This window comes from Bacterioplanes sanyensis, assembly GCF_014652515.1.
Classification (GTDB): domain Bacteria; phylum Pseudomonadota; class Gammaproteobacteria; order Pseudomonadales; family Oceanobacteraceae; genus Bacterioplanes; species Bacterioplanes sanyensis.
In genome coordinates this window covers 419,131-437,240 of sequence record NZ_BMYY01000001.1, presented here as the reverse complement: position 1 = coordinate 437,240, position 18,110 = coordinate 419,131, and the positions used below count along the sequence as shown (strand labels likewise).

At 52.7% G+C, this 18,110-nt stretch carries 15 protein-coding genes and 1 pseudogene; 4 read left to right on the top strand and 12 right to left on the bottom strand.

Features of this window, described 5'->3' with window-relative positions; translation table 11 throughout:
• Positions 1 to 115 precede the first annotated feature (115 nt).
• Together IE090_RS02100 and IE090_RS02095 are read left to right on the top strand one after the other, a co-directional pair.
• Positions 116 to 1,699, top strand: coding sequence for an amidase (locus tag IE090_RS02100; protein ID WP_189386678.1), 1,584 nt, complete (start codon positions 116 to 118; stop codon positions 1,697 to 1,699).
• Positions 1,696 to 2,517: an SDR family oxidoreductase gene (locus IE090_RS02095; RefSeq protein ID WP_189386677.1), complete on the top strand. Its 822-nt coding sequence runs from the start codon at positions 1,696 to 1,698 to the stop codon at positions 2,515 to 2,517. The genes IE090_RS02100 and IE090_RS02095 overlap by 4 nt, the downstream gene beginning before the upstream one ends.
• 6 nt (positions 2,518 to 2,523) lie before the next feature.
• Here IE090_RS02095 and IE090_RS02090 read toward each other — a convergent pair.
• The 11 genes and pseudogenes from IE090_RS02090 to IE090_RS02040 all read right to left on the bottom strand — a co-directional run bounded on the left by IE090_RS02090 (position 2,524) and on the right by IE090_RS02040 (position 14,615).
• A pseudogene (locus IE090_RS02090) lies at positions 2,524 to 2,855 on the bottom strand (SMR family transporter).
• An 84-nt stretch (positions 2,856 to 2,939) separates the two neighbouring features.
• Complete coding sequence (locus IE090_RS02085; protein WP_189386676.1) at positions 2,940 to 4,094, bottom strand: porin; 1,155 nt, start codon at positions 4,092 to 4,094, stop codon at positions 2,940 to 2,942.
• 73 nt (positions 4,095 to 4,167) lie between these two features.
• Positions 4,168 to 5,337, bottom strand: coding sequence for a choline ABC transporter ATP-binding protein (gene choV, locus IE090_RS02080; RefSeq protein ID WP_189386675.1), 1,170 nt, complete (start codon positions 5,335 to 5,337; stop codon positions 4,168 to 4,170).
• A 2-nt stretch (positions 5,338 to 5,339) separates the two neighbouring features.
• Complete coding sequence (gene choW / locus IE090_RS02075) at positions 5,340 to 6,170, bottom strand: choline ABC transporter permease subunit (RefSeq protein ID WP_189386674.1); 831 nt, start codon at positions 6,168 to 6,170, stop codon at positions 5,340 to 5,342.
• Between the two features lie 60 nt (positions 6,171 to 6,230).
• A complete protein-coding gene (locus IE090_RS02070) occupies positions 6,231 to 7,124 on the bottom strand; it encodes a choline ABC transporter substrate-binding protein (RefSeq protein ID WP_229815409.1) in 894 nt (297 codons plus the stop codon).
• A 53-nt stretch (positions 7,125 to 7,177) separates the two neighbouring features.
• Positions 7,178 to 8,860 (bottom strand): choline dehydrogenase, encoded by a 1,683-nt coding sequence (gene betA, locus IE090_RS02065; RefSeq protein ID WP_189386672.1) that lies wholly within the window; start codon positions 8,858 to 8,860, stop codon positions 7,178 to 7,180.
• A 7-nt stretch (positions 8,861 to 8,867) separates the two neighbouring features.
• Positions 8,868 to 10,322 carry a betaine-aldehyde dehydrogenase gene (gene betB / locus IE090_RS02060; protein WP_189386671.1) on the bottom strand — a complete coding sequence of 485 codons (1,455 nt, stop codon included), beginning with the start codon at positions 10,320 to 10,322 and terminating at the stop codon, positions 8,868 to 8,870.
• Positions 10,313 to 10,927: a transcriptional regulator BetI gene (betI, locus tag IE090_RS02055; protein ID WP_189386670.1), complete on the bottom strand. Its 615-nt coding sequence runs from the start codon at positions 10,925 to 10,927 to the stop codon at positions 10,313 to 10,315. The genes betB and betI overlap by 10 nt, the downstream gene beginning before the upstream one ends.
• A gap of 571 nt (positions 10,928 to 11,498) precedes the next feature.
• Entirely contained in the window at positions 11,499 to 12,611 is a 1,113-nt protein-coding gene (locus IE090_RS02050; RefSeq protein WP_189386669.1) for a porin, read from the bottom strand.
• Positions 12,612 to 12,763: 152 nt separating this feature from the next.
• Positions 12,764 to 13,882, bottom strand: a complete 1,119-nt coding sequence (gene zapE, locus IE090_RS02045) for a cell division protein ZapE (protein ID WP_229815360.1) — start codon at positions 13,880 to 13,882, stop codon at positions 12,764 to 12,766.
• A 97-nt stretch (positions 13,883 to 13,979) separates the two neighbouring features.
• Positions 13,980 to 14,615 carry an alpha/beta hydrolase gene (locus tag IE090_RS02040; protein WP_189386668.1) on the bottom strand — a complete coding sequence of 212 codons (636 nt, stop codon included), beginning with the start codon at positions 14,613 to 14,615 and terminating at the stop codon, positions 13,980 to 13,982.
• Between the two features lie 171 nt (positions 14,616 to 14,786).
• Between IE090_RS02040 and cysD the strand changes: the two genes are divergently transcribed.
• Both cysD and cysN read left to right on the top strand, forming a co-directional pair.
• Complete coding sequence (cysD, locus tag IE090_RS02035; protein WP_189386667.1) at positions 14,787 to 15,695, top strand: sulfate adenylyltransferase subunit CysD; 909 nt, start codon at positions 14,787 to 14,789, stop codon at positions 15,693 to 15,695.
• Positions 15,695 to 17,305: a sulfate adenylyltransferase subunit CysN gene (gene cysN / locus IE090_RS02030; RefSeq protein WP_189386666.1), complete on the top strand. Its 1,611-nt coding sequence runs from the start codon at positions 15,695 to 15,697 to the stop codon at positions 17,303 to 17,305. The genes cysD and cysN overlap by 1 nt, the downstream gene beginning before the upstream one ends.
• Positions 17,306 to 17,351: 46 nt before the next feature.
• Here cysN and IE090_RS02025 read toward each other — a convergent pair whose 3' ends face one another.
• Positions 17,352 to 18,041: a response regulator transcription factor gene (locus IE090_RS02025; RefSeq protein ID WP_189386665.1), complete on the bottom strand. Its 690-nt coding sequence runs from the start codon at positions 18,039 to 18,041 to the stop codon at positions 17,352 to 17,354.
• Positions 18,042 to 18,110: the final 69 nt, after the last annotated feature.

Here is an 18,110-nt window from a genome sequence, read left to right as displayed (position 1 = left end):
TTCTCCCCGCTCTACCCTCCCTAATGCCACTGACACAGCCCAGATCAGTCGTTACTATTGCCGTTACTAGTACCGTTACTACGACGACATAACAAGAAGATCAACAAGGTGCACCATGTCAGCAACGCAAGCCCCCGAAGCCTCGCAAGCCCCAAGCTTGTCGCCAAACCAGAAACAAACCGATGACTATGAACAGTACGACGCCACCGGCCTGGCCGAATTGGTCAAACGTGGCGAGGTCAGCGCCCAAGAGTTACTAGAGCAAGCCATCGACCGCGCCGACACGCGCAACCCTGCCATCAACGCCATCATCACTCCGCTGTATGATTATGCGCGCGCGCAAATTGAGCAGGGCCTGCCCGCCGGGCCTTTTCAGGGCGTGCCCTTCTTGATGAAAGACCTGATCAGCGAGCTGGCCGATACGCCTTTGAGCAGCGGTAGCAACGCCCTAAAATACTATCGCTCAACGCGCGACAGCGAGCTGACCCAGCGCTACAAAAACACCGGCGTGGTGATATTTGGCAAGACCAACACACCAGAATTTGGTCTTATGGGCGTTACCGAACCCAAGGCCCATGGCCCCAGTCGCAACCCTTGGAACCTAGAACATACGCCCGGCGGCTCTAGCGGTGGCTCGGCAGCGGCCATTGCTGCAGGCATTGTTCCCATGGCCTCAGGCGGTGATGGCGGCGGCTCGATTCGCATTCCCGCCGCCTGCTGCAGCCTGTTTGGCCTTAAGCCCAGCCGTGGCCGCACACCCACTGGCCCCTACTACACCGAGTTTTGGGACGGCGCGGCGGTGGAGCATGTATTAACACGCAGCGTACGCGACAGTGCCGCCATGCTTGATGCCATCGCCGGGCCGGACGGCTCCAGCCCTTACCCTGTGCCCGCCCGACATGATTTTCTGCAGTTAAGCCAGCAGCCGGTAAGAAAGTTAAAGATTGGTTTTAGCAGCCGCTCATTTGTCGGCCGCCCCGTCGCTCCAGAGGCCGTGCGTGCCGTAGAAAAAGCGGTTAGCTTGCTGCAAGACTTGGGGCACGACGTCGATGAAGTCGACATTCAATTGGACGGCGAAGCCTTGGCTGACTCCTATTTGACCATGTATTTTGGTCACGTCGCCGCCGACTTGGAGCACGTGGCGCAACTGATTGATAGCCGCCCCCGCAACCTCGACGTTGAACTCACCACCCGCACCGTTGGCATGATTGGCAATTGCATCAGTGCCGGTGAGTTTGTGAGCGCCAAACGGCGCTGGAATCAATTTGCCCAAACCATGGCCATGTTCCACCAGCGCTACGACTTGCTGTTAACGCCAACGCTCGGTGCTGAGCCGGTTAAAATCGGTGCCTTTGAGCCACCTTTACTAGAGCGCATCGGCATGCAGCTCATTAATGGTTTAGGGCTGCATAAATTGCTGTTAAAAACCGGCAGGGTCAAAGCCATGGCGATGGATAATTTAGAAAAACTGCCCTTTACCCAACTGGCCAATTTAACCGGCGCACCCGCTATGTCGGTGCCCTTATATTGGAGCGATAACGGCTTGCCGCTGGGCGTACAATTTATGGCACCGCTGGGCGATGAAGCCACCTTGCTGCAATTGGCTACTCAGCTGGAACACGCTGCCCCTTGGTTCCAGCACTTATCTCCGCTGGCACAATCCGCCTCAACCACATCCACACAGCAGGAACCCGCATGAATCAGGTCGCTTTAATTACCGGCTGCTCCAGCGGCATTGGCGCAGCCCTGGCCAAAGAATGCTTGCACCAGGGCTGGACTGTGTACGCCGGCGTACGACGTTTAGACTCTTTGCCGCTGGCACAGCACCCCAAGCTTTACCCGCTGCACTTAGACGTTAATGACGCCCAAGCCATTCAGCGCTGCGCGGCACAAATTCAACAACAGCAAGGTCGGCTGGATTATTTGATTAACAACGCTGGTTTTGCCGCCATGGGGCCATTAATGGAAATGTCGGAGGAGCGCTTAGCACAGCAGTTTCGCACCAATGTATTTGCTCCCATCCAGCTGACCCAAGCCTGCTTGCCCCTACTACGGGCAGCAAACTCAGCCAGCGTGATCAATATAGGTTCCGTTAGCGGTATTTTAACCACACCGTTTTCCGGCGCTTATTGCGCTAGCAAAGCGGCATTGCACTCCCTCAGTGACGCACTTCGGTTGGAACTAAAACCCTTTGGGATTAACGTCATTACCGTGCAGCCTGGTGCGATTGAGTCCGGCTTTGGCGACAATTCTCTGGCCGGCCTTGATAGCATCGCAGAAGGGTCGATCTACGCTCCTTGGCGCCAACACATAGAAGCGCGCGCAGTGGCATCACAGCAGAACCCAACAGCGGCCACAGAATTTGCCCAGCAATTATTAGCTCGATTAAAACAAGCGCCGAAAGCAGAAATTCGACTTGGCAATGGCAGCTCCGCACTGCCGGCCATGAAGCGCTGGCTACCGACGGCTTGGCGGGATCGAATATTAGCCAAGCGTTTTGGGCTTAATAAAAAATAAAACAACTCAGTGCGGCAGCACGGAAGAAAACACGTTAATCAATACCACGCCGGCCACAATCAGGCTCATGCCGATAATGGCCGGTAAATCCAGCGACTGCCCAAACCACCACCAGCCCGCCAGCGAAACCAGCACAATACCGGCGCCGGACCAGATGGCGTAGGCCAACCCCACTGGCATCACCAAGAGCACACGACTCAACCAAAAAAAGCCAGCGAATAACCAACAACCACCAATAAAGACGGCCCTAACCGAGTAAAACCTTCACTGGCTTTTAACGCCGATGTAGCAACCACCTCAGCGGCAATGGCCAATAACAACATACCGTATAACTTCAATACTTGCCCTCTTAGCTTTTTCCAGCACAAATAAAAACACCCGCCGAAGCGGGTGTTTTTTACACCAATAATCGATCAGATCGATTAGAAGTTTTGGCGGAAGGATACCAAGGCGATAGTGGCATCGCCTTCTGCCGCTTTGTTATCCGAGCTGTAAGACACTTGCTCCAGCTCTAAACGCACATGGCTACTGTCAGAGGTAGCGTAAACCACTTGGGCAAACAGGTTGCTGTCCAACTGAGCCGCCATGTCGTTGTCATCCTCACCCATACCGAAACCGGCGTGGAAGTGAACGTTTTCGGTCAGCTGGTAGTCGCCGCCCAACACCCAAGAAGAACGACCGCTGTCATTCTCAGTGTCTTTATCCATCAACTGGTAGTTAAAGCCCAAGTTAAAGCCATCCATTACGGCATAGCGAGCACCCAAAGACATGATGGATGGTGCTTCTAGGTCACCTAGGGCATCATCAGTACCTGCTGTCGCTTTTTTAGCTTCTTTATAAGCATCGGACTCAGAAACCATCGAGGCCTGATATGCGCCGGTGAGAGCCAAAGAGCCCAAGTTCACTTCGGCACCGGCAGTCACACCTGTAATACCAGCAGTGTTATCGAAATCTCCACTTTTATCACGACCATCTTCAGCGATATGGGCTGCCAGGGTTGCCGTGAACACGTCGCCACTGAAAGCACCGCCGCCAAAAGTATACGAGATGGTACTGTTAGTACGGAACGAAGCACTCATGGATCCTGGCATGTCTATGGTGTTGTAGTAATACGCACCAAAACCATGCACTTCACTGATTTGTGCGTTAAAACCGCCATACATGGTCAGATAGTTATCTTGAGCACCCACTTTCAGCATATGTGGGCCTTTGGCAATACTCAACCAAGCTTGACGCGTGGCAGGGGCTTTACCATTGGTCAGGGAGTCGATGCGCATTTCATACTGATATGCCAGCGTCAGACCTGAATCAAGCTCTTGACTGCCCTTAACGCCCAAGCGGGAGTTATTACCATTGGTCATGGTAAACTCGCGCTCATCGTTATACTCAACTTCGTCTGCGCCAACCGACGCCTGCATGCCAGGGAAGACATCCTTTCCCCCCACACCGTCTTCATCGCTGTAGTACTCGACACCTAAATCAATACGACCGTACAAATCAACGCTTGGAGCGGCCATAGCACTGCCTGCAAATGCAAAGCCTGCTACCGCCAAAGCGAGGGATGATTTCTTGAACATAGTCTTTCCTTCCTCTCTCTTAGTTTAAAGAGCTCTTGTGAGCCATGCTTACGCATCTTTTTTGGTCAGACACTTAAGCGGCATCTGACGTCAGGCGACCTAACATAGTGTGGTACAGCTGCTGCTCACCAATCACCCCGGTTATTACACCCGATTCTTTCACCATTACAGCATGCCCTGTCTGTGAGCAGATTTCCATAACCCGTCGAACAGGTGTATGGGCTGAAACAGCGAATGGCTGTTTTGCCAGATTTTCAATATCCATGTCTGTGTCAAAATCCACCACATCCAAGGACGTATCACCAAAGCTTACTGAGCTCAGGTCTCTGGACAACCAGTAGTCTTGGTCATCACGCAAAGAATATCCAGTTTCTGTGGCAATTATTTCAGCCAACGGCTGCATAATAGACGCGGCTTTGAGCACGTTCAGCGGGTTCGTATGAGCAACGAAGTTCTGCACATATTCGTTGGCCGGCTTGAGAACAATATCTTCCGGGCGACCATGTTGCACAATTTCGGCATCTTTCATAATGGCAATGTGCGTACCCAATTTCAGTGCTTCATCTAGATCATGACTGACGAATATGATGGTTTTTTTAAGGCGTTCCTGCAACTCCAGCAGTTCATCCTGCAATTGATTACGAATCAAGGGGTCAAGGGCAGAAAATGGCTCATCCATCAGCAAAATTTCTGACTCTGTTGCCAATGCACGGGCTAAACCGACGCGTTGTTGCATACCACCAGAAAGCGCCGCCGGCTTATGGTTGGCCCATTCTGCCAAACCAACAATCTCTAACTGCTGCTGTACCCGTCGATCAATTTCTGCTTTTTCCAAGCCTTGCAACTCTAATGGCATGGCCACATTTTGCGCCACAGTTAACCAAGGCATCAGGGCAAATTTCTGGAACACCATAGAGACGCTGTTACGGCGAATATCACGCTGCTGCTGCGCCGATGCCTGTACAAAATCTACCCATTCGCCATCAACCTGAATCTCAACACTGCCGCGAGTGACCGGGTTTAGGCCGTTTACGCAACGCAGCAAGCTGGATTTACCTGAACCCGACAGGCCCATAAGAACGCAGATTTCACCCTTGGCGACTTCCAAGTTTACCTGACGCACACCCAGTACTAGGCCGGTTTCATCACGAATCTGGTCACGGTCTTTGCCAGCATCAATTAACGGCAAAGCCGGTTCAGGACGCTCACCAAATACCACGTCCAGTGATTGAATACGGATCATAATCAAGCCTCCTGTGGGCGTGGTTTACATAAGCGGTCCATGACAATAGCCAGCAGTACAATAGCCAAGCCAGCCTCAAAACCACTCGCAATATCAACAGTATTTAGCGCTCGTACAACCGGCTTACCCAAGCCATCGGCACCGACCAGAGCGGCAATCACCACCATCGACAAAGACAACATAATGCACTGGGTAATACCCGCAGCAATACTAGAAGCCGCCGCCGGCAACTCAATACGCCACAATAATTGTGAGCGGGTAGCACCAAAACTCTCGCCCGCTTCCAGCATTTCTTTCGGCACTTCAGAAATACCCAAATAGGTCAGACGAATGGGCGCCGCAATGGCAAAGACAATGGTAGAAATCAACCCAGGTACCACACCCAAACCAAACAGAGTTAACGTTGGGATCAAGTAAACAAATGGCGGTACGGTTTGCATTAAATCCAGTATTGGCCTTAATGCACTATAAACCCGAGGGTGGTGAGCTGCGTAAATGCCCACGGGTACGCCAATCAATACACACATCAAAGTGGCATAGAGCACCAGAGATAAGGTCTCCATGGTTTCTTGCCAGTAGTTCAAGTTCCAGATCAGCAACAGCGACAAGGCGGTAAACACAGTCAAAGAAATAGAGCGCTGACGCCAATAGGCAAAGGCACTGATAGCAATAGTAAAGGCTAACGGGTGGATCCAGCTCAGACCATCTGTAGAAGCCACCAGCAGCCATTCTAGGCTTTCGGCAATGACATCAAAAAAGCCGGAGGCATTATCAATCAGCCAATCGAAAAACAGTTCGAGATAGTCGCCCAACGGCAATTTATATTCATTCATAAGAGTATGCCCGACCCTGTTGCCAGGGTCGGTAGGTAGTCAAACACAAAAGAGAGAGGATTAATCCAGCGCCGCCACAGCAGCGTTCAAGGCAGGCTGACCGTCGCGGGTTTTTACACCTTCCAACCAACGGTCCAGCACTTCGGTATTGCCAGCGAGCCAGTCACGCGCGGCCTGTTCCGGCTTTTTGTCGTCGTCTAAGATGGCACCCATGACCTCGTTTTCCATTTCCAGGGTAAAGGTCATATTGGTTAGCAAACGCCCCACATTCGGGCAGGTATCGACGTAGTCTTGGCGAGTATTGGTGTAGACACTGGCACCACCGAGGTTAGGACCAAAGAAGTCGTCACCACCTTCGAGGTAGGCCAGTTCAAAGTTGCTGTTCATCGGGTGTGGCTCCCAACCCAGGAACACAATCCACTTATCGCGACGAGTGCTGCGCTTCACTTGCGACAACATCCCAGCTTCACTGGACTCCTTCACGCTAAAGTCTTTCAAGCCAAAAGCGTTTTGGTCAATCATTTGCTGAATCAAGCGATTGCCATCATTGCCTGGCTCAATACCATAGATTTTGTTATCGAACTTATCCGCGTATTTGGCGATATCGGCAAAAGTTTTAACACCGGCATCGTAGACATATTTAGGCACCGCCAGGGTGTATTTCGCGCCCTCTAGATTTTTCACCACGGTGTCCACCGTGCCCGCTTCGCGATACTTTTTGATATCGCCTTCCATGGTCGGCATCCAGTTGCCGAGAAAAACGTCGATGTCGTTGTTTTCCAGCGACTTATAGGTCACAGGCACCGACAACATTTGAGTTTCAGTGTCATAACCGATGGATTCCAGCACCACAGACGCCAAGGCGGTGGTGGCGGTGATATCGGTCCAGCCAACATCAGAAAAACGTACCGTGCCGCATTGCTCTGGCTCCGCTTGGGCTGCCATCGGCAGCATGATTGCAGCGCTCAGTACCAGTGATTTCATTTTCATTGTTTTGCTTCTCCTGCTCAGTGTTCAAAGACTCTGTTGGGGGATTGATTCCGTTGCTTATTCTTCCAGTCGGCTTCCATGCCAACTTCCGCCTGGCTGGGTGCCAGAGCTGTGTGGTTCTGGATTAAATCGGCGGCGCGCTCAGCCACCATAATGGTGGGGGCATTGAGGTTGCCGTTAGGAATGGTGGGGAAAATGGACGAGTCCACCACCCTCAAACCGTCGATGCCATGTACGCGCGTCTGTGAATCGACGACGGCCATATCATCGCGCCCCATTTTGTTGGTACACGATGGGTGGTACGCACTTTCGACATTGGCGCGCACAAACGCGTCGATTTCTTCATCCGTGCGTACTTGCTCACCGGGCTGAATCTCGCCATCACGATAAGGGTCCATGGCCGGCTGGTTGATGATTTCACGCGTTAAACGCACGCAATCGCGGAAACCTTCACGATCTTGCTCAGTCTGCAAATAGTTAAACAAAATCGACGGATGATCTTCCGGGTTGCTGCTAAGCGCGTGCACACGGCCGCGACTGCTGGGTTTGTTATGACCAATGTGCACCTGAAAACCATGACCATCAAAGGCCGCGCGGCCATCGTAGCGCATGGCGGCAGGCAAAAAGTGGTACTGCAAATCTGGCCATTCAACGCCCGCTTTCGAGCGAATAAAGCCGCAAGATTCAAAGTGATTGGTGGCGCCCAAGCCTTGGCGCGTCAGAATCCAGCGCGTACCAATCAAAAACTTGCGCCACAGGCTCAGCTCACCGTTAAGCGTAATGGGCTGCTTGCAGCGGAACTGAAAATAAAACTCCAGGTGATCTTGTAAGTTTTCACCCACCCCAGGCAGCTCATGTTGGACGTCAATGCCTGCTTGCTTAAGCACATCGGCATTGCCAATGCCGGACAATTGCAAAATATGCGGCGAGCCAATCGGGCCTGCCGATAAGATCACTTCTTTGCGCGCCTGTACCTGCTCGGTTTTACCCGCACGACGGTAGCGCACGCCGGTGGCTTTTTTGCCGTCTAACAACACTTTTTCGACCTGCGCCTTGGTAACCAGCGTCAGGTTAGAGCGCTGCATCGCAGGGCGCAGATAAGCATTAGCGGTTGACCAGCGGCGGCCATTCTTGACCGTCATATGCATGGCGCCAAAGCCTTCTTGCTGCTTGCCGTTGTAATCATCGGTAAACGCATAACCCGCCTGCTGCCCCGCGTCGATAAAGGCCTTGTACAGTGGGTTTTTCATGTTATTACCGTTATTCACCCCTAACGGACCACTGTCACCGCGGTAGTCATCGCCACCAAAGGCCCAGGTTTCGGCTTTGCGAAAATACGGCAAGCAATGGGCGTAATCCCAGTCATCGGCGCCCTGCTCTGCCCATTCGTCAAAATCGCGCGCATGGCCGCGCACGTACACCATGCCGTTAATGGATGACGAGCCGCCCAGCACTTTGCCACGTGGGCAATGCATAACACGATTATCGAGATACGGCTCCGGTTCGGTATGGAACTGCCAGGCATACTTCTTGGTGTTCATTGGGATCGACAGCGCCGTTGGCATTTGAATAAAAATGCTTTTATCGCTACCACCGGTTTCAATCAGCAGCACCTGGTTATCTGGGTTCTCCGTTAAACGGTTAGCCAACACACAACCTGCAGAGCCAGCGCCGACAATAATGTAATCAAAACTGCTCATAGACACCTCAGAACGGGCTTTCCAATGGCTGCATGCCGACGTACACAGATTTCACCTGGGTATAATGCTGCAAGGTCAGCAAGCCATTTTCACGGCCAATACCGGATTGCTTATAACCGCCCACTGGCATTTCAGCCGGTGACGCGCCATAGCTATTGATCCAGCAAATGCCGGCTTCGATTTGATGAATGACGCGATGGGCACGGCGAATATCACGGGTAAAGACGCCCGCCGCCAGGCCCAAATGGGTGTTATTGGCGCGGCGAATGACTTCGTCTTCATCTTCGAAGGTCAATACCGACATCACCGGGCCAAAGATTTCTTCTTTAACAATGGTCATGTCGTCGTGACAATCGACAAACACGGTAGGCTCAACAAAATAGCCGTTGGCTGCAGAGGCCGGCTGCATGGCGCTGCCACCCGTTAGTAGCGTGGCCCCTTCAGCCTTGCCTTTAGCGATGTAATCCAGCACCAGCTGATGATGCTTGGCAGAAATCAGTGCACCAAAGTTCACCTCTGGGTCCATCGGGTCGCCGGCAATGATGTTGTTTTCGGTGCGCTCTTTTAAGCGACGTAAAAACTCATCGCGAATGTCTTGGTGTACAAACACCCGCGTGCCATTGGTACAAATTTCACCCTGGGTATAAAAGTTGCCCAGCATGGCAGCGGATACCGCATCGTCGATATCGGCGTCTTCAAATACGATCAGCGGCGACTTACCACCCAATTCCATGGTGACGTCTTTCAAACTGCCAGCCGCCGCCTGCATGACTTTTTTGCCGGTGCCCACTTCACCAGTGAACGACACCTTGGCGATGTCATCATGGTGAGTTAACCATTGGCCCACCTCAGCGGCACCGTGTACCACGTTAAACACACCCGCTGGCACACCCGCTTCAATAAAGATTTCCGCCAGTTTAACCGCACCGTGGGGGGTTTCTTCCGATGGCTTGAAGATCATGGCATTGCCACAGGCAAGCGCTGGGGCTGATTTCCAGCAAGCAATTTGCAGCGGGTAGTTCCAAGCACCGATACCGGCACAAATGCCTAGCGGCTCGCGACGGGTGTAGTAAAAATCACCGCCTAAATCCTGCTGATTGCCTTCAATGGCAGGGGCTAGACCTGCAAAGAACTCAATTGAATCGGCACCGGTAATCACATCCACCACGGATGCTTCTTGCCAAGGCTTGCCGGTGTCGATGACTTCAATTTTGGCCAGCTCATCGTTGCGCTCGTGCAGCAATGCTACGGCGCGTTGCAAAATACGGCGACGCTCAATGGCCGGTGTTGCCGACCAAGCGGCAAAGCCCTTGTGCGCACTTTCAATGGCGGCCTGGCGAATATGCTCATCGGCAACTTCGACTTGGTAGGCGACTTCACCCGTCGCCGGATTAATCACTTCAAACGTCTCGCCCGAGACATTGGCGAGTGACTCGCCATGGATAAAATTGGTTAAACGCATTCTTGATTCACCCCGCGCACAATAATGTCGATGTAGTCTTTGCACAGGCGCTCGGCCCGGGCGAAGGCGGCTTCAGGGTCCCGACTGAGGACACTGCGCAGCCACATGCCGTCAATCAAAGCTGCCATACTGGCGGCCGCATCCTCAGCACTTTGCGGGTCGTTGATCATCTGGCGCAGCGAATACAGCAAGTTACTGTGCAAGCGGCGCGCATTAACGGCCTGCAAACGAGCCAACTGCGGGTCATGCACGGCACTGGCCCAAAAGGAGAGCCAAGTCGCCGCTGTCGATGATGAGCGCTGAAAGCCCGTAAAGTTGGTTTCGACAATCATGCGCAAGCGCTCTGCTGGTGTGACTTGCTGGCGTCGCGCCTCACGCAACTGCACCAACAAACCGTCTTTCAGCTGCTCCAGCATGTGGCGAATGGCTGCCTCAATCACTCCCTGCTTACCACCGAAATAGTGACTGATGATGCCAGACGACATACCGGCCAAGCGGCTGATGGTATTGATCGTCGTGCCCTGAAGTCCATTGTCCTCTATCGACTTCAGAGTGGCTTCAATCAGCTGTTTGCGGCGAATGGGTTCGATTCCAACTTTTGGCATTTTTCTTTGATTGATCGTTCAATTAATTTCAGTCTAAAGTTTAGGACTGTAACGATCAACCCTGTTTTGGACTTGAATTTTGACAAAGATGCCATCTCGAAAACCCTGATTTTGCGATAAAGCGCGCAACCATAGGCTTCGAAGCCTATATTTGGTCTAACCAATAATCATTAGACTTCTATGCTATCGGTATGCCAATTGCGGCTCATTTGCAGCAAAAACCTGAGAACCCAACACTCTAGCAATCTGCAAGATGGCACTTTAGACATCCCGCAAAAGAGGCGCTTGAGCACAGGCAGCGCGGCAACCCCATAGAGGGCGATTGACCGCTTGGTCAGACCTGAAAAGTGATAGCGCCCAAAATCAGAGGCTCACATGCTGGCAGCGAGCCATTCAGACTGGCAAGCAATGGTGGTCATGGCCGGGAGATAGAACGCCGCGAGGGGGGGGCTGAAGGAAACGCCCCAAGGGAGTGGACAGGCATAAAAAAATCCAATGACGCTCAACGCCACTGGATTTTCTTGTAAGCACCCTTGGCTACCCATAGGCGCACGGGTGCTCAATGACAGGCTTAGAAAGCTTGGCGCATACTCAGCAAGCCAACGGTCATATCACCGCTGTCTTCGTAGCTGACTTGCTCAAACTCAAAGCGCACATGACGGTGACCCGAAAGCTCGTACTGCAGCATGCCAAACACGTCGCTTTCAAGCTGCAGCTGCTCATCATCGTCGTCACTGCCCACGCCGTAGCCTAGGTGCAGGGCCAAGTCGGGGGTAATTTTGTACTGCACCGACACGGTAGTGGACTGACGACCACTGTCTTTGCCCTCGTCACGATCACCGGCACGATAGGCCAGGCCGAAATCCAACTCATCGGTTGCACGAACTTTGGCACCTACGCTGTAAATAGACGGCGCGGCAACGTCGATATCTGCAGCCTTCGCGGCGTCACTCTCTTTAACGATGGATTGAATATAAACGCCGTTGACAGTGACCGGACCAAAGGTCGCCGCAGCGCCCAGCGTGGCTGCGGTAATGCCGCTGTCGTTGAGTATGTCATCACCAGTTTTACGATCATCTTCATTTACGTGCAACGCCACGGTGGCGGTAAATGGGCTTTGACCAAAGCCACCATCGCCATAGGTGTATGACACGGTGCTGTCATTGCGATACCCATACTGGGTCGAGCCGACCATCATGTTGGTAATATAGAAGTAGCTGCCAACGCCATGCACTTCAGAGCGATGGGTATTAAAGCCACTGTAAGCAAAATACGGCGACCATTGCGCGCCAACCTTAAAGTGGTGCTGATCTTTGGATAAACCAAACCAACCCAAGCGAGTGCGGAACGCATTGCCACCGTCTTGAAGCACATTAGCTCGCAGCTCAATACGGTATTTGCCTACCCAGCCGTCTTCTAAATCTTCCTGACCACGCACACCCAGACGTGACTGCGAACCATTAGTCAGCGAGAACTCTTTGCCATCGGTATTGGCCACTGGCGCGTCGGAGCCAGGGTACACCACCCGGCCAGACTCTTGTTCTTCAGCAATGGCGAAGTCGGATGACTCAGAGTAGGACTCCACGCCAATGTCAACAAAGCCATAGATTTCTGGAGCTGACAGAGCAGCGGCCTGAGCACTGGCTAGGGCGAGCGCCATTGCCAAGGGAGTGGAACGGAACATAGGATCTCCTTCTGAATTGTTATATACCAGCTGCAATTCCACCAACCGCAGCGGCTGGCAAGAAAAGTACCCAGTTATTCAGAAGGAGCCAATCAGTTAATTCAACGATTTCTACCTAATACAACGACAAAAAATACCGCAGCGCCGATTTTTTAATCAGCGCGGTGCTCGCGTGTTAGATATTCATGCGACTGCATTTCCAGCATACGCGAGGTCGTGCGCTGAAATTCAAACTCCAACTTGCCTCGGCCGTAGATATCTGGAATGGCGACCTCAGCAGACATAATGACTTTGACGCCGCGATCATAAAACTCGTCGATCAAGTTGATAAACCGACGGGCTAAATCGTCATTTTTCAAACCCATCACCGGCACATTAGAAATAATGACGGCATGAAAGAGCTTGCCCAGCTCAATGTAATCATTTTGTGAGCGCGGCCCGTCGCACAGCGCATAGAAATCAAACCAGGCTACGTCCTCACATACTTCAATCGCTGGGATGTCACGCCCCAGAATTTCGACACTGCCGCCTTTGCAGGTTTGACGCGCATCAGGCAACAGGCTCTCAAAGCTTTTGCGCAGCGAGACTTCGGCGCCTTCATCCAACGGGTAGTGGTACAACTCCGCTTGCTCTAATGTACGCAAGCGATAATCCACACCACTGTCGACGTTGACGACTTCGGTAAACTCATTTAACAAGCGAATCGCCGGCATAAAGCGCTCGCGCTGCAAGCCGTCTTTATACAAGCCATCGGGTACAATATTTGACGTTGCCACCAAGGTAACGCCGCGATCAAACAGCTCTTGCATCAAGCCACCGAGAATCATGGCATCGCCGATGTCTGAGACAAAAAACTCGTCAAAGCAAATCACCAACGCTTCTTCAGCGATGCGATCCGCCACGATGGTGAGCGGGTTTTTCTCACCGCTTAGCTCCGTTAACTGCTGATGCACACGCTGCATAAAACGGTGAAAGTGGGTGCGCATTTTGCGCTCAAACGGCAGCGCATCGTAGAAGGTATCCACCAAGTAGGTTTTGCCGCGCCCTACGCCCCCCCAGAAATACAGCCCCTGCTGCGGCCTGCGCTTGTTGCTTTTGCTCAATTTACTGGCCCAGCGAGCCAACACACCTTGCGAGCTCAGCGCCTGCTCTGCTGCCACCAAATCATCATAAAGGCGCTGCAAGTGCTTAACCGCCATTTCCTGGGCAGGATCGTAGGAAAAGTCATCACGTTGCAAATCAGCCTGATACAACTCCATCGGCGTGGACACAGCATTTCTCCGCAGGTTAGAAAGGGTGCGCAATTTAGCCAACCGTCAACAAAAGTGCAATTAGCAAAGCGATTGCACCCCAGCCGCTACCATAAAGTCAGCCGATTAACGCCTCTAAATCGCGCCGCGCACTGGCTTGCAAATCGGTCAAGCGGCCATGAAAGAAGTGACCACCTTTCTCAAACACTTCCCAATGCGGCTGTGGCACCACACGCGAAACCCAGTCGTCCACATCGTCAAACGGCACCACTTCATCGGCATCGCCCATATAGACGAAGGTTTCAAACTGTAGTGGCAAAGCGCTGGGGGCATCAAAGTTATGCACGGCAGGTGCAATTAAGAACAAACCCGCGATGTCGTCTGCCGCTTGGGTCGAAGCCAAACAAGCCATGCCCGCCCCAAAAGAAAAGCCAGCCAAATACAGCCGTTGCCAACCGAGCTGTTCGCGCGCATAGCGCAACGCGGCCAACACATCTTGCTGCTCGCCTTGGCCATGGTCGTGCTCGCCCTCACTGCCACCGACGCCACGAAAGTTAAAGCGCAGCGTCGACAGCCCTAAGCGGCTGGCGGTGCGCGTCATACTGGTGACCACTTTATTGTTCATGGTGCCATCAAAGAGCGGATGAGGATGACACATCAATAGCCCATCGCAGGACTCGTCTTTGCCTGGCTGCCAGCGTGCCTCCAGCACACCCGCTGGCCCTTGGATTTCAATTGCTTGTTCGGTTGCCATAACGCCTCTTTAAATGTTGGGACTGTGCACCGGTCGGTGGTACACCGCCCTATATCCATATAGCCAAATGTTATCAGCCTCAGCTTCTTATATACCAGGCATCTTGATATATTGCCGAGCATCTCAGTACATTCAGGGGCGTTGATCAACGCCCATCCGGAACCCAATATCATGACCGACTACAACCTGACTCACCTGAAACAGCTTGAGGCGGAGAGTATTCATATCATCCGCGAAGTAGCCGCCGAATTCGATAACCCGGTGATGCTCTATTCCATCGGCAAAGACTCGGCCGTGATGCTGCATCTGGCACGCAAAGCGTTTGCACCGGGCAAGCCGCCTTTTCCACTGCTGCATGTAGACACCACCTGGAAGTTTCGCGAGATGATCGAATTTCGTGACCGCATGGCCAAAGAAATAGGCATGGAGCTACTGGTGCACACCAACCAGGAAGGCGTTGAGCAAGGCATCAACCCGTTTGATCACGGCTCATCCAAGCACACCGACATCATGAAAACCCAGGCGCTCAAACAGGCGCTGGACAAATACGGTTTTGATGCGGCCTTTGGTGGCGCCCGTCGTGATGAAGAAAAGTCACGTGCCAAAGAACGTGTTTATTCCTTTCGCGATGGCAAACACCGCTGGGACCCCAAAAACCAGCGCCCTGAGCTGTGGAACATCTACAACGGCAAGGTAAACAAGGGCGAAAGCATTCGTGTTTTCCCACTGTCGAACTGGACCGAACTGGATATCTGGCAATACATTTATCTGGAGGACATTTCGATTGTGCCGCTGTATTACGCCGCTGAACGCCCTGTAGTCGAGCGCGATGGCATGCAAATCATGGTCGACGACGACCGTATGCCGCTGGCACCCGGTGAAACGCCAGAAATGAAGTCCGTTCGCTTTCGCACCTTAGGTTGCTACCCGTTAACTGGCGCCGTCGAGTCGAAAGCCGCGACCTTGCCAGAAATCATTCAAGAAATGCTGCTGACCACCACGTCTGAGCGTCAGGGCCGAGCCATTGACCACGATTCATCCGGCTCAATGGAGAAAAAGAAGCAAGAGGGTTACTTCTGATGTCGCACCAATCTGATCTGATCGCTTCCGACATTCTCGAATATCTGAAGCAGCACGAAAACAAAGAACTGCTGCGTTTTTTGACCTGCGGTAACGTCGATGATGGCAAATCCACATTAATTGGACGCTTGCTGCACGACTCAAAAATGATCTATGAAGATCAGCTCGCCGCCATTGAAAAAGACAGCGCCAAAGTCGGTACTACCGGCGAGAAAATTGATTTAGCGCTGTTGGTCGATGGCTTGCAAGCAGAGCGCGAGCAAGGCATCACCATTGATGTTGCCTACCGCTATTTCAGCACCGCCAAGCGTAAATTTATTATTGCCGACACCCCAGGGCACGAGCAGTACACACGCAATATGGCGACCGGCGCCTCAACCTGCCAGCTGGCCATCATTTTGATTGATGCCCGCCACGGCGTGCAAACGCAAACCAAGCGCCACAGCTTTATTGCCTCCTTACTGGGCATTAAGCACGTTATTGTTGCCATCAATAAAATGGATTTGATGGGCTTTAGTGAACAGCGTTTCAACGAAATTCGCGACGATTACTTGGCCTTTGCAGAAAAGCTGCAATTACAAGACATTCACTGCGTGCCTATTTCGGCACTGGACGGCGACAACGTCGTTGAGCGCAGCGAGCGTTCAAGCTGGTATCAAGGCCAGACATTAATGGAAATTCTGGAAAGCGTCGAAATTGCCGCCGATAAAAACTTGGAAAACTTCCGTTTACCGGTGCAATACGTCAATCGCCCCAACCTGGATTTCCGTGGTTTTTGCGGCACCATTGCCGCCGGCACCATTCGCCCGGGCGAAACTGTGATGGTGTTGCCGTCACAAAAAACCAGCAAAGTAGAGCGCATCGTTACTTTTGATGGCGACCTTGATGAAGCCTTTGCCGATCAGGCGGTCACACTCACACTGGAAGATGAAATCGACATCAGCCGTGGCGATATCATCGTTAAGCCAAACGATCTCCCCATCGTTAGCCAGCGCCTAAATGCCGATGTAGTTTGGATGACCGAACAACCATTGGTGCCGGGCCGCCCGTACGATATCAAGTTTGCTTCCAGCAGCACCTCTGGCAGCTTCAGCCGCATTCACCACTTGGTGGATGTCAACACCATGGAGCAAAGCCAAGCTGAGCAAGTGCAACTGAACGAAATTGCTCTGGTTGAGCTGACACTGGATAAGGCCGTTCCCTTCGACTGCTACAGCAAAGTGCCAGACACAGGCGCGTTTATCGTCATTGACCGCTTAAGCAACGTCACCATCGGTGCCGGCATGGTGGTGGGCGATGCACAAACGGGCTCTGACAGCTTGCAACCGTTAAGCGCCGAGGACAAAGCACGCCGCTTTAACCAGCGCCCGGCCATCGTCGCCATTAACGCTGTCGACGCCGAGCACATTGCCCAGCTTTTGGATCGTCGCTTATTTGAGATGGGCCGAGTTGCCGCCATTGCCAGTGCCGAGCAAGCACCGATTTTAAAAGCGGCAGGCCTTGTGGCCTTGGTGGCCGGCGGAGCCGATGGCGCCGACATCAGCCTTGCTGCCGATCAGGAGCCGCTCGACAGCTTGATTGCAGACTTGCAAGAGCAAGGCATCATTTAACGATGCCGCCGCTGAAAAGACCTCTTTTCAGCGGTTCAGCGCAGATTTATTCTGTTTCAGAGCCGGTAGCATGGGGCATTAGTGCTTCCGGCTTTTCTATATCCAAACTCTGTACAGCGATCACCGCCTGCGTGCGCGTGCGCACCCCCAACTTGCGAAAAATCGCCGTGACATGGGCCTTAATAGTGGCTTCACTGACTTCCAAGTCATAGGCGATTTGTTTGTTTAACATGCCTTCCGACATCATGGTCAACACGCGAAACTGCTGCGGCGTCAAACTCGCTAAGCGCTCAGCCAAATCCAGCGCCTTTTCATTGGGTTGATGTTGATGACGGCGCGCCACTTCTGGCAGATACACATCACCTTCTAATACACAGCCAATGGCATCAGAAATGGCCTCTAATGGCGACGATTTAGCGATGTAGCCAGAAGCTCCATGGTCGAGTGCCTGGCACATGATGGCCGGATCTTCACACGCCGACACCACGATCACCGGAATTTCTGGATAATGCGAGCGCAAAAACACCAGACCTGAAAAACCGTGCGCACCGGGCATTTGTAAATCGAGCAATACCAGATCGGCGTCTTTGTGTTCTTCCACTCGAGTTTGCAACTCGGGTAATGATTCCGCCTGAGCGATGATAACATCGGGTACCAACTGCTTAACCGCCTGCTGCATGGCAGTGCGAAACAGCGGATGATCGTCGGCAATCAGTATTTTATTGGCCAGCTGCATGATTTCCCCTCAGAGCCTGTCGTATGCGCTTAATAAATAGCAACATACGTACATCCATCTGTCACGCCC